Genomic DNA, 12,538 nt, shown 5'->3' on the forward strand with positions numbered 1-12,538 from the left:
CAACTATTCCTCGCGCGCCCGGCGGCCGAGCGACACCACTTCCACCGGCTTGCCCGCCAATGCATCGTCGATCTTGGTGATGAGATCGGCCAGGGTGAACGGCTTGACGATGACGTCGTAGATCAGCGCGTCCAGGCCATGGGCGCGTTCGCGCTGGTCGGCGAAGCCGGTCATCAGCACGATGATCATGCTGGGATATTTGGCCGCGACATGCAGAGCCAGCGCGATGCCGTCCATGATCGGCATCTTGATGTCTGACAGCAGCAGGTCGAAGCGACCGTTCTCGGCATCGACCGTCTCGGCAGCAAGCCCGCCATCCTCCTCGGCGACCACCTCGTGGCCCTTGATGGTCAGAGCGCTCACCACGAAGGCACGCACGGAGGGATCGTCTTCGGCGACAAGAATGCGGGCCATCAATGATGCTCCGGTGTAGCGTGTTCGGTTGGGGCAGCAGCGCCATGTTCGGCTTCCGCTGCGACAGGGTGTTCTTCTTCGGCGGCTGGCGCTTGCTCGACCGCGCCATGGTCCTCAGTGGCAGGTTGCGCCGTGCTCTCGCGGATGCTGCTGCCACCGGCAAAGCTCAGACGCACGCTGGCCGCGTCGCCCGGCGGCAGGGTCAGCTGCGTATCGAAGGTCGCGCGCTCGCCCGCCATCAAGTCGCGGACCGAAGGGGTGACGCTCCACTCGTAGACGCCGTGCCCCTTGCTGTCGATCAACGTCACGACCACCGCTGGCACCGGCGCCGGCTCGGGCATCATCCCGATGATCTGGGCCGAGACGATCAGCACTTCCTTGCCGTCGCGCAGCGTGCGCAGTGTGGTGACATTGGAAAAGTCGAGGCCGATGACATTGACGCCCAGGCCAACCGCTTCATAGACGCCGGCCATGGCGGGATAGCGCTGCACCACCTGCACGCGGCCGAAATAGGCAATGGCCAGCACGGCAGCCAGCGCCAAAGCCCCGGCAATGCGCGCGGTGCGGCGCAGGCGCGCCAGGGGCTGTTCGGCGAGGATGGCATTGTGCCGGCGCTTGAACGCCCTTTGTCGGTTGCGGATGACGGCCGGATCGACCTTGCCGGCCTCAGTCTGACGCCGCGCATCCTCTTCCTTGACGGCTTCCTTGGCCTTTTCCTTGGCGAGCCGCTTGGAAACCTCGGCCGCGACGGCCTTCTCCTCGGCAGCCAGGGCTTCGTCAAGCCCGTCTTCCTCGATAGCTTGAAAGGCCTGCTTGGCTTGAGGCGTCGGCGGCGGTTCTTCTTCGGGGGTCAGTGCCCCCTGTTGCCAGGCTTCCTGGCAATGAGCGCACTGGACCTTGCGGCCAGCCGAACCAATGGCGTCGTAGGTCACCTGGTACTTGGTCTGGCAATGTGGACAGGTAATGATCATCGGGCCAGACGGTGAGCGAACGCAATACGACGGCTCCGACCCTAGCCTGAGGGTGTTAAGACTCCTCAAACCCGTCGGCCATCAGGCGCAATCCACCACATTTGTGCCGCTTATGGCCGCCAAGCACAGCACCGTGCCGCATCGGACGACAGGCGCTGTTATGATGCGCGAACGCCTGATTCGCCGGGCGACAAAACCTCCATTGGGGAGCCAGCCGGTTTGATCGAGTTTTCCGATGTGGGATTGCGCTACGGCAACGGTCCGGAAATCCTGCGGGACCTGACCTTTTCGGTCGAGCCGGGGTCGTTCCACTTCCTCACCGGGCCCTCCGGCGCCGGCAAGACCAGCCTGCTCCGCCTGCTGCTGCTATCGCTCAAACCCTCGCGCGGCCGCGTCACCATGTTCGGCGAGGATGTCAGCAACCTGAGCCAGGATCGCCTGCTGCAGATGCGCCGCCATATCGGCATCGTGTTCCAGGAATTCCGGCTGCTCGACCATCTGACGACCTTCGAGAATGTCGCCTTGCCGCTACGCGTGCTTGGCCAGCCCGAGAGCGAATATCGTCCCAATGTCACTGAACTGCTCGAATGGGTGGGCCTGGGCGAACGCATGAATGCGCCTCCGTCGCTGCTGTCGGGCGGCGAGAAGCAGCGCGCCGCCATTGCCCGCGCCGTCATTGCCCGGCCCAAGGTGTTGCTGGCGGACGAGCCGACCGGCAATGTTGACCCGGAACTGTCGAGCCGGTTGGTGCATCTGTTCGCCGAGCTTAACCGCACGCTGGGCATGACCATAATCCTCGCGACCCATGAACTGCCGCTGCTCGACCAGTTTAACTATCCGCGCATGCTGCTGCAAAAGGGCGAGTTGACCATCCATGATTGAGCGCGTGCTTGCCTTCCTGCCGCGCCGCAAGGGCGCTGCCCCGATCGTCCCCGAAAAGAGCGTGGCCGGTCGCACCCTGCTGCTGATGATTACCATCATGAGCTTTCTCTCGGCGGTGACGCTGGGTGGGGTGGTGCTGGTGCAGAAATCGGCCATTGCCTGGTCGGCTGATGTCGGCCGCGAGGTGACCATCCAGATCCGCCCCGTCGAGGGCGAAGTGATGGACAGCAATATCCGCACCGCGGTCTCGCTGGCCGAATCGACGCCAGGCGTCGCCTCGGCGCGCGCCCTGACCATCGAGGAAAGCCAGAAGCTGCTCGAGCCCTGGCTCGGGGCCGGCCTCGACCTCACCGCCATCGAGATACCGCGGCTGGTGGTGGTGCAACTGTCCGACCCGGCCGATGCCGATATCGAGGCCCTGGGGCGGAATCTCGCCGCCATCAAGGGCGCCAGCCTCGATACGCACGCCGCCTGGCGGCAGCAGCTCAACACCATGGCCGGCACTATTGTGCTCTCGGGCCTGCTGGTGCTGGTGCTGATCGGCGCCGCCACCGTGCTGGCCATCATCTTCGCCACGCGCGGCGCCATGGCGACCAACCGCGAAATCGTCGATGTGCTGCATTATATCGGCGCCTCAAACAAGTTCATTGCCGGCGAGTTCCAGGGGCGGTTTCTGTCGATCGGTTTGCAGGGCGGTCTGCTGGGGTCCGTCGCGGCCTTGCTGTTCTTCGTGCTGATCGGCACGGCCGCCGGCAACATGCTGTCGAGCGAGGCCGGCGCCCAGGTCGGCGTGCTGTTCGGACGATTCGCCCTCGGCATTGACGGGCTGATCGGCGTTGCCGCCGTGGTGCCAGTCATTGCCGCGCTGACCGCCATCACCTCGCGCCTGACCGTGCGGCGCTATCTGAGCCAGACGTCGTGAGCCTTGTGCGCAGCACTGGCACCTTCCGGCTGACGGCCGAGGATATGGCTGGTGCGGCCCTTCTATTTACCAGGGTGAGCTATTCGCGCCCGCGCGTCTGGATGATTTTCGGCCTGCTTTGGTTGGCCTTCGTGGCCTTCCTGATCGCTTTTGCCGATGGATTGTCAAACATCGCGCTGACGCTCGGCCTCGCATGCCTTCCCTTCATCGTCATGCTTGGCCTGACGCCGTTGATGACGCCGATAACAGCGCGCCGCAATTTTGCACGGCAGAGATCCCTGCAGGGCGACCTGACCTTGTCCTGGTCCGAGGCCGGCCTGCGAACGGTTTCCGAATATGGAACATTCGAAATCCCCTGGAGCCACTTCAACCGTCGGGCCGAGAACGGCAATCTGTTTCTGCTGTTCGAGTCTGATCGGCTGTATCGCCTCATTCCCAAGCGTGTGCTGACCACCGAGCAACAGGCCGACGTCCGAAGCTTGATCGAAAGCGTGGGCCGCTCAGGCGTCTGACAACGGAACTGCCTCGCCAAGTTCGTATTTGCCCGCTATGACGCTCGAAATGCGGTGAGGTGCCGCCGGAGACACACATGGCGGCTATCCAGGCAGTTCGTACGGCGCTGTTCTATCTGCTGTTCATCGGCCAGACCGCGCTGGTCGCCATCACCATCGGCATCATCGCGCTGATCAGCGGACGCACACCGTTTACCTGGGCCCTGGCCAAATACTGGTGCCGTTCCAACCTGGCATTCCTGCGCTTCATCACCGGGGTCAAGACCAAGGTCAGCGGCGAAGAGAATATCCCAGCGGGCGGCTGCATCATCGCCGCCAAGCACCAGAGCGACTGGGACGTGTTCTCGATCTTTCCGTATTCCGGTCGACCGGCCTATATCGTCAAGAAGGAGCTGATGCAGATCCCCTTCTTCGGCTGGGCCGCGCGTTCCCTCGACTGTATCGAGGTCGATCGCAAGAAGGGCGCCGAGGCCATCCCTTCGATGATGAGGCAGGCCCATGCCGCCATCGAGCGCGGCTGCCGTATCGTCATCTTCCCCGAGGGCACCCGCAAGGCGCCGTTGGCGCCGCCCGATTACCGCCAAGGCATTGTCCGCCTCTATATGGAACTCAACGTGCCGGTGGTGCCCGTCGGGCTCAATTCGGGCCTGTTCTGGGGCCGCAACAGCCTCGTCATCTGGCCGGGCACGGCCGAAGCCAGGTTCCTCGAGCCGATCCCGCCAGGGCTGGCGCCGGACGTGTTTCTCGACCGACTCAAAAAAGCCATCGAATCCGAATCGGATGCCCTGATTCTCAAGGCCGAGGATCAAGGGCTTGTTCGACCTGTCGATTCCGATCTCCGTCGCAAGCTCGATGCTGCCAGGCAGGCCCGGTCAGCCCAGGCCTGACCACCACATATTGACGGCCAGTACGAACAACCCCATAGATGTAGATGTCGAGCAATGGACAGCTTGACATGCTGTGTATTTTGTTCTATTTTTGTTCTTGTTCGATCGAACGCTGTGGGGATAGCGTAAATGGCTGCTAGCGAGAACAGGATCGTCAACTACACCTTCAGCCGCCAGAGCCATTGGCAGGGCCGTTCCGGTCGCGCCTATGATCTGGTCAGCGAAAATCTCGAGCATTTCGCCATGGGCGATGCCGAACTCTATGTCATCGCCAAGGGCAACCACGTGCTCTGGGTTGGCTCGACCGGCGAACTGGTCACCGATCCCGTCAGTCGCTCGCGTTTTCGCCTCGCGCTCGATTGCGCCGACCGCGTGTTGCGCCTAGTGACGCCGGGCCTGGCCGCCGAGCGCATGAGCACGATCTGGGATCTGGAAGGCGCGGAGCCTCGTACACCCCTCCCTTTGGCGGAAAGGTCGGCGGCGTAGCCTAGGCCGCCGCCACCGCATCCTCGCGCATCAGCATATCGGCCAACGCCATCAACTGCCGGTCGCGAATGCCCAGTTCGCGCAGATGCTGCGCGGTATTGAGCACATAGTCCACATTGCGACCCGAGAGCCCGACACCGGCCCGCACCATGGCCAGTTGCTGGTCGAGGCTGAGATTGCCGGCAAACTGCTCGTGGCGCTCGTCAACCAGAAAGGCCAGCGCGTTGACCTTGCGACCATCGCTGAGATGCACCGGTCGCATGACGTCGCGATAGACCGCCGTGACCTGTTCCCGCTCGTGGAGATACGCTCGGACCGTTTGCCAATCGCTGTCAGCAACCTCGAACACCATGCCGCGGCAGGCGCCGCCGCGCGTCAGCCCGAACACCAACCCGGGTCGTTCGAGCGTACCGCGATGATAATGGGAAACGATGGAAAGGCTGCGATGCGCACCCTTGAGCAGGCCCTGCTGCGCCGAGACATGCGCAAAGCCCGGATTCCAGATCAGCGATCCGTAACCGAAGACCCAATGAGTCGTGCTGTCTGTATTTCGTTCGAGCATCGCCATAACCTGAACATCAACCTAGGTAAGCCTGCCGATCATGGCAATTGCCGGGCCGGTGATACCTGCCCTGCAATCGTAGAACGACCCGGATTTACCGCCGGGGAATAGGACCGATGATGGCGTATTGCCGTAGCCACCGCTAAGAAAGCCGCCATGAAGAAGCGAATCATCATTCTCGGCAGTGTCGTGGTTGTGGTCATCGTGCTGTGGAGCGCGGCCTGGCTGGCGCTATCCGGTGTGGTCAAGCAGAACATCGATGCCCTGGCACTGGCCGATGGCGTCAGCGCGCCGCGCATCACCTGTGGCACGCTCGATATCGGCGGCTTCCCCTTCCGTTTCGATGTCGAGTGCACAACGGCGCAGATCGCCACCGGCGATATTGCCATCGACGTGCCCGATATCCGCGCCAGCATCCGTGTCTATGCGCCGACGCATCTGCTGGCTTCGGCCACCGGCCCCGTGCAACTGACCGATACGTTCACGGGCAGTCGCAACGCGGTCGATTGGTCGGCGCTCGATGCCAGCATCCGGCTCGACAACTGGCGCATCGCTCGCGCATCGGTCTCCGGCAAGGATGTGGTCTGGTCCGATGCGCTGATGGGCGAAGTCATCATCGCCGAAGCGCCGCTGGCCGAGGTGCATCTATTCGACATTCCCGAGCAGCACGATGCCGACAGGCATCTGGCGGCGCTGTCGGGCTATGTGCGGGCCGAAGACATCGTCTATCCGGCCATAACGCTCAGCGATACCAATGCCGAAATCCAACTCGAACTGACCGGCCTGCCCGACGATGTCAGGAACTGGGGCGATCCGAACCTGCTGCCGGCAATGGCAGCCAATGGCGGCACGCTCAATATCGTGGCCATCAGGGGCACCGACGCCGCCTCGACGCTCGACGCCAGTGGCGCGCTCAAGCTCGATCCGCAGGGCCAGATCGATGGGCAGATCACCATCGCCTCATCAGGCGTGGCCGAGCGCATCGGCCCGCTATTGGCGGAACCATGGCGCACGCTGGTGCTGGGCACGCCTGGGGCCGATGGCGCCTATTCCAACCAGCTCAACTTCCGCGCGGGGGGGATCTATTCAGGCCTGGTGCCGATCGCGACGCTGCCGCCGCTCTACTAGGCGTCGTCCCCGCCGCCATGCTCGCGCACCACGGGCACGTCGGGTACCGGCGGCGTTTCGTGCGGGCGGCCAAAGTCGGCTGCGGCCGTTTCCTGGCCAGCCGAGATGATCGAGCGGCGGATGGCGCGGGTGCGGGTGAACATCGCCTCGAGCGCCGGACCATCGCCGGTGCGCACGGCGCGCTGCAACACGCTCAGGTCTTCCGAGAAGCGGCCGAGCATTTCGAGCACGGCATCGCGATTGGTCAGGAACACGTCACGCCACATGACCGGGTCGGATGCGGCAATTCGGGTAAAGTCGCGGAAGCCGGAGGCCGAGAACTTGATGACCTCGGACTGCGTCGCCGCTTCGAGATCGGCCACCGTACCCACGATATTATAGGCAACCAGGTGCGGGATATGGCTGGTGATGGCCAGCACCATGTCGTGGTGCCCGGCATCCATCACCTCGACCTGGCTGCCCATGGCGCGCCAGAACCCGGCCAGCTTCTCGGTCTTGGCCGCATCGACTTCGGCGCCGGGCGTCAGCACGCACCAGCGACCGGCGAACAGCTCCGGGAAGCCGGCGGAGGGGCCGGAATGCTCGGTACCGGCGATCGGATGGCCGGGGATAAGGCTGACGCCAGCGGGAACATGATCGGCCAGAACCTTGACCACATGACCCTTGACCGAGCCCACATCGGACAGGATGGCGCCCGGCTCCAGCGCTGGAGCGATGGCCTGGATCACCGCTTCATAGGCGCCCACGGGCGTACAGATGATGACGAGATCGGCGCCACGCACCGCCTCAGCCGCGTCGAGCGTATAGACATCGCCCAAGCCAAGCTCGCGCGCTTCGTCCAGCGTTTCCTGCTTGCGGGTGGCGATGGAGATGACCTCGACCAATCCCTGCCGCCGCGCTGCCAGCGCGATGGACGAACCGATAAGACCGATGCCGATAAGGGCGAGTTTGCGGAAATGGACGCTCATGCGATCTGAACCAATGCCTTGAGAATGCCGACGACGCCGCGCATCGCCTGCTCGGAACCGATGGAAATGCGCAGCCCATGCGGGATGCCATAGGATGCCCCGATTTCGCGCACGATCAGCCCGCGCTCCATCAGCGTATTGAAGGCCAGGGCCGCATGTTCCGCATCGGGGAACAGCACCATGACGAAATTGGCCTGGCTGGGCACCACATGCATGTGGTTGGAATCGAGCTCCTGGGTGATCCAGTCGCGCCATTCGGCATTGTAGACCTTGAGCCGTGCGGTGAACGCGACATCGCGCGTGGCCGCCGCACCGGCCAGCTGCGCCGGCAGGTTGACGTTGAACGGCCCGCGAATGCGGTTGATGGCGTCGACCACATGATCAGGCCCGACCATCCAGCCGATGCGCGCCGCCGCCAGCCCCATCTTGGAGAAGGTGCGCACCATGACGACATTGCTCGCCTCGCCGACAAGGTCGAGGCCGACCGAGTAGTCGGCAGCGGTGACATATTCGGCATAGGCGCTGTCGATGACGAGCAGGATATCGGGTCGCAGACCGGCATGCAGGCGGCGGACTTCGGCATCGCTGAGATAGGTGCCGGTGGGATTGTTCGGATTGGCCAGCCAGATGACCTTGGTCTTGTCGGTGACCGCCGCCAACAGCAGGTCGACATCGGCGGTGTAGTCGGTCTCCTCGACCATGACGATCCTGGCGCCTGCCGCCTTGGTGATGATCGGATAGACCGAAAAACCGTAGCGGTTCATCACCGCCTCGTCGCCGTCGCCGAGATAGGTCTGGGCCAGCAGATGCAGCAGATCGTCCGAGCCGTTGCCGCAGACGATCAGCTCGGGATCGATGCCATGCACCTCGGCCAGCGCCGTGCGCAGGATGCGCGAGGAGCCTTCGGGGTAGATTTCGAGATGCTCGGCGGCCGAACGGAAGGCTTCGATGGCCTTGGGGCTGGCGCCTAGTGGGCTTTCATTGGCCGACAGCTTCACCGCATTGCTGCCTGGCGCGCCGGACTTGCCGGGCAGGTAGGGCGCAATATCGAGAATGCCGGGCTGCGGAACGGGACGGATATCGTCGGACATGATGCCAATCTGGGCGGAAAAACCGCGCGGACCATAGTCAAACGGACGCCAGATGGCAAAGCGGTTCTATGCGCAGAAGTTCTTTGGCACGCGGGACATCCCGGCACACCCCCTCATCCGCCCTTCGGGCACCCGCGAGGGGAGAAGGCGACGCCCAAGATATCTCAGTCGGGTCCCCTTCTCCCCTTGCGGGAGAAGGGGACGCGCAGCGCCGGATGAGGGGGGTGGCACAGTCCCCGGAACCTCGGCTGTCTCGCATTGGGACGGTCAACCAGGTTTATTCTCAATTTGTCGCGGCAAGACCCAGTCTGGCCGGACGTCCAATCGGCAACATGTTGAAAATCTTCGACCAGAGTTCGTTTACGTTGTGGTTACGAAGCCGCGGATTCGACCGAAATTTACTGTCTGTTAGCGGAGTTGAAGGGCCCAATATCGGGTCAGGGCCAAACGCAGGCGCACATTTCTCGCCTAGTGGCTTGCCCGATAGAATCGCCACCAGCCCTAGCCGTGAACGAACCCGCATTTGTTGATTCTCGCCGATTCGGTTCCGTTTCGTTCCGGTCTCGTTCTCAGCGTTAACCACGGTGACAAAAGCGTCGCATTTGCTGTCCTTTCTTGGGACAAGCTATCCTGGCCCTCGCAACATCAGCCATCACCTCCTACATTGGCGTCGATGACCTTTCCGCCCGCCCAATCGGTCAAGGCGATTCTTGGCCCGACCAATACCGGCAAGACCTATTTTGCCATCGAGCGCATGCTGGCCCATCCCACCGGGATGATCGGCCTGCCGCTGCGGCTGCTGGCGCGCGAGGTGTATCAGCGCTGCGTCGAACGCGTCGGCGAGCAGGCGGTCGCCCTGGTGACGGGCGAAGAACGCATCGTTCCGGCCAAGCCGCGCTACTGGGTCTGCACGGTCGAAGCCATGCCTGTCGATATCCGCGTCGACTGCGTCGCCATCGATGAAGTCCAGACGGCCATCGACTTCGACCGTGGCCACGTCTTCACCGACCGCATCCTGCATGCGCGAGGGATGCATGAGACGCTGTTGCTCGGGGCTGCCACCATGGCGCCTGTTATCAAGCGGCTATTGCCGCATGCCGATATCATCGATCGCCCGCGCTTCAGCCAGCTGACCTATTCGGGATCAAAGAAAATCTCGCGCCAGCCGACGCGCTCGGCAATCGTCGCCTTCTCGGCCAAGCAGGTCTATGCCATCGCCGAACTGATCCGCCGCGAGCGCGGCGGCGCCGCCGTGGTGATGGGTGCGCTGAGCCCCCGCACCCGCAATGCCCAGGTCGAGCTCTACCAGAATGGCGATGTCGATTTCCTCGTGGCCACCGACGCCATCGGCATGGGGCTCAACCTCGATATTCATCACGTCGCCTTCGCCGATGACAGCAAGTTCGACGGTCGCATGAGCCGTGATCTGACCCCGGCAGAGATCGGCCAGATCGCCGGCCGCGCCGGCCGCCACTCGCGCAATGGCACCTTTGGCGTGACCGGCGGCACCGAGGGATTCGACGAAGAACTGGTCGTCCAGCTCGAAACACACGACTTCGATCCGATCAAACTGCTGCAATGGCGCAACAATCAGCTTGATTTCAGCTCGATCGCCGCCTTGCAGCATAGCCTCGATGCGGTACCCGAGCATCGCAGCCTGACCCGCGTGCCCATGGCCAAGGACCAGCATGCCCTGGAGTTCGTGTCGCGCAACGAGGCCGGGCAGTTGGCGCGCGGCCTCGATGGGGCGCGCCTGCTGTGGGAATGCTGCCAAATCCCGGATTACCAAGGGATTTCGCCGGCAAACCACGGCGAAATCGTCACCCGAATTTACTCGGACTTAGTCAAGCGCGGCAAGGTCGACGCCGATTGGATTGCCGAGCAGGTGCGCTTTTGCGACAATACGAGCGGCGATATCGATACACTGAGCAACCGGATCAAGCAGGTTCGCACCTGGACCTTTGTCGCCAACCGCAAAAACTGGCTTGCAGACCCCGCTCATTGGCGCGAAAAGACCCGGGATATTGAAGATCGGCTGAGCGATGCGCTGCACGAGCGCCTAACCCAGCGGTTCGTCGACCGGCGCACCAGCGTGCTGCTTCGTCACCTGAAAGACAAACGTATGGCATCTCCCGAGATCAATGAGCGTGGCGAAGTGCGGCTGGAAGGCCATCTCATCGGCACGCTTGAAGGCTTCCGCTTCACCATCGCCCGCAACGACGCCGACGCCGACGTCAAAGGCATCCGTGCGGCGGCCGACCACGTCGTCTCGCCCGAAATCCACAACCGGGCTGACCGGCTGGCCGGCGCGCCCAACGAGGAGATCGTGCTGGCGACCGACGGGCGCCTGCGCTGGAAGGGCGATATCGTCGCCGAGGTGATCGAGGGTGACAGCCTCTACCGTCCGCGCATCCTGATTCTGGCTGACGAGACCCTGACCGGCACAGACCTGGAGCGCGTGCAGGACCGGCTCAACCTCTGGCTGCGCCACCACATCAATACCGTGCTCGAAAGCGTCATGGCGCTTGAGGCTCCTGCCGATATCGAAGGCGCCGCCCGCGGCATCAGCTACCAGCTGTTCGAGCATCTGGGGCTCATCCCCCGCAATCAGGTCTCCGACGAGGTCAAGAATCTCGACCAGGACGTGCGCGGCAAGATGCGCAAGCTGGGCATCAAGTTCGGCGCCTACCACATCTACCTGCCGCTCTCGCTCAAGCCCGCCCCGCGTGAGCTGGCGCTGATCCTGTTCGCGCTCAAGCATGGCGGCATCCGCCAGGCTGGCGTCACCGACATTCCGCATATCGTGCTGAGTGGTCGCACCAGCTTCGTGGTCGATCCCGAAGTCGATACGCGGCTTTACGAGATCGCCGGCTTCAAGGTGGCCGGCAAGCGGGCCGTGCGCGTCGATATCCTCGAGCGCCTGGCCGACATCATCCGTCCGCTGATCGCTCTCGATCCGACGCGCCACCAGGGCGAGTTGCCCGCTGGCGCCGCCGAGGGCAATGGCTTCCGCGTCACGGTGGAAATGACCTCGCTACTGGGCTGTTCGGGCGAAGACTTCGCCTCGATTCTCAATTCGCTGGGCTATCGCGTCAAGCGCATCCCCAAGGTCGCGGCGCCTGCCGTAGCGGCGGAGGCATCGGCCGAAGCGCCGGCGCTCGAAGAGATGCTGAGCGAGAACCCAATATCGACTGATGCCGTGGACGAAGCGCCGGTCGAGGCAACCATTGCGCCCGAAGCCGAGGTGCTGGCGACCGAGATACCAGCCACGACCATTGTCGAGGCTGCGCCCGAGACGGCCGAATCCGCGCCCGCCGCTCCGGCTGAGCCGGAATTCGACGAAATCTGGTCGCCATCAGGCAAGCGCACGGACAACAAGCGCCACGACAACAATCGTCGCCGTCCCGAAGGCGAGGGCCAGCAGGCCCGCGCCCCGCGCCCCGAGCGCAATCACCGCCCGACCGCCCCGCGCCGCCCCGAAGGCGAAGTGCAGGATCTGACCAAGGCCCGCCATCTGCAGCCCAAGCCTGAGGGCCGGCCGCGTAACGACAACCGCCGCCCCGACGACCAGAAGGGCGAGCGCGCCAAGTTTGAACGGCCGCGCGACGACAAGCCCAAGTTCCAGCAGCCGCGCGAGGAGCGCAAGGAGAAGGCATTCGATCCGGATAGCCCCTTCGCCAAGCTGATGGCGCTCAAGGCGCCCAAGGGCCAGTAG

12 protein-coding genes are annotated in these 12,538 nt (G+C 63.6%); 7 read left to right on the forward strand and 5 right to left on the reverse strand.

The window, feature by feature from the left end:
* Nucleotides 1–3 precede the first annotated feature (3 nt).
* A complete protein-coding gene (locus tag IM737_RS11220) occupies nucleotides 4–414 on the reverse strand; it encodes a response regulator (protein ID WP_236893973.1) in 411 nt (136 codons plus the stop codon).
* Nucleotides 414–1,385 carry a zinc-ribbon domain-containing protein gene (locus IM737_RS11225; protein ID WP_236893974.1) on the reverse strand — a complete coding sequence of 324 codons (972 nt, stop codon included), beginning with the start codon at nucleotides 1,383–1,385 and terminating at the stop codon, nucleotides 414–416. The genes IM737_RS11220 and IM737_RS11225 overlap by 1 nt, the downstream gene beginning before the upstream one ends.
* 219 nt (nucleotides 1,386–1,604) lie before the next feature.
* Between IM737_RS11225 and ftsE the strand changes: the two genes are divergently transcribed.
* The 5 genes from ftsE (at nucleotide 1,605) to IM737_RS11250 (ending at nucleotide 5,074) form a co-directional block, all read left to right on the forward strand.
* A complete protein-coding gene (ftsE, locus tag IM737_RS11230) occupies nucleotides 1,605–2,267 on the forward strand; it encodes a cell division ATP-binding protein FtsE (RefSeq protein ID WP_236893975.1) in 663 nt (220 codons plus the stop codon).
* Nucleotides 2,260–3,189, forward strand: coding sequence for a cell division protein FtsX (locus IM737_RS11235; protein WP_236893976.1), 930 nt, complete (start codon nucleotides 2,260–2,262; stop codon nucleotides 3,187–3,189). The genes ftsE and IM737_RS11235 overlap by 8 nt, the downstream gene beginning before the upstream one ends.
* Nucleotides 3,186–3,701 (forward strand): YcxB family protein, encoded by a 516-nt coding sequence (locus IM737_RS11240; protein WP_236893977.1) that lies wholly within the window; start codon nucleotides 3,186–3,188, stop codon nucleotides 3,699–3,701. Before IM737_RS11235 ends, IM737_RS11240 begins: the two co-directional genes overlap by 4 nt.
* A gap of 77 nt (nucleotides 3,702–3,778) precedes the next feature.
* Complete coding sequence (locus IM737_RS11245) at nucleotides 3,779–4,588, forward strand: lysophospholipid acyltransferase family protein (protein ID WP_236893978.1); 810 nt, start codon at nucleotides 3,779–3,781, stop codon at nucleotides 4,586–4,588.
* 129 nt (nucleotides 4,589–4,717) lie between these two features.
* Nucleotides 4,718–5,074, forward strand: a complete 357-nt coding sequence (locus IM737_RS11250) for a hypothetical protein (RefSeq protein WP_236893979.1) — start codon at nucleotides 4,718–4,720, stop codon at nucleotides 5,072–5,074.
* A 1-nt stretch (nucleotide 5,075) separates the two neighbouring features.
* On the opposite strand, the gene IM737_RS11255 is transcribed toward IM737_RS11250, so the two are convergent.
* A complete protein-coding gene (locus tag IM737_RS11255) occupies nucleotides 5,076–5,636 on the reverse strand; it encodes a gamma-glutamylcyclotransferase (RefSeq protein ID WP_236893980.1) in 561 nt (186 codons plus the stop codon).
* Nucleotides 5,637–5,792: 156 nt separating this feature from the next.
* Between IM737_RS11255 and IM737_RS11260 the strand changes: the two genes are divergently transcribed.
* Nucleotides 5,793–6,764 carry a DUF2125 domain-containing protein gene (locus IM737_RS11260; RefSeq protein ID WP_236893981.1) on the forward strand — a complete coding sequence of 324 codons (972 nt, stop codon included), beginning with the start codon at nucleotides 5,793–5,795 and terminating at the stop codon, nucleotides 6,762–6,764.
* Here IM737_RS11260 and IM737_RS11265 read toward each other — a convergent pair.
* Both IM737_RS11265 and hisC read right to left on the reverse strand, forming a co-directional pair.
* Nucleotides 6,761–7,732, reverse strand: coding sequence for a prephenate/arogenate dehydrogenase family protein (locus IM737_RS11265; RefSeq protein ID WP_236893982.1), 972 nt, complete (start codon nucleotides 7,730–7,732; stop codon nucleotides 6,761–6,763). The genes IM737_RS11260 and IM737_RS11265 overlap by 4 nt on opposite strands.
* Complete coding sequence (gene hisC, locus IM737_RS11270; RefSeq protein ID WP_236893983.1) at nucleotides 7,729–8,823, reverse strand: histidinol-phosphate transaminase; 1,095 nt, start codon at nucleotides 8,821–8,823, stop codon at nucleotides 7,729–7,731. The genes IM737_RS11265 and hisC overlap by 4 nt, the downstream gene beginning before the upstream one ends.
* Before the next feature lie 673 nt (nucleotides 8,824–9,496).
* Between hisC and IM737_RS11275 the strand changes: the two genes are divergently transcribed.
* Nucleotides 9,497–12,538, forward strand: coding sequence for a helicase-related protein (locus tag IM737_RS11275; RefSeq protein WP_236893984.1), 3,042 nt, complete (start codon nucleotides 9,497–9,499; stop codon nucleotides 12,536–12,538).

It is taken from the genome of Devosia sp. SL43 (genome assembly GCF_021729885.1).
GTDB lineage: Bacteria > Pseudomonadota > Alphaproteobacteria > Rhizobiales > Devosiaceae > Devosia.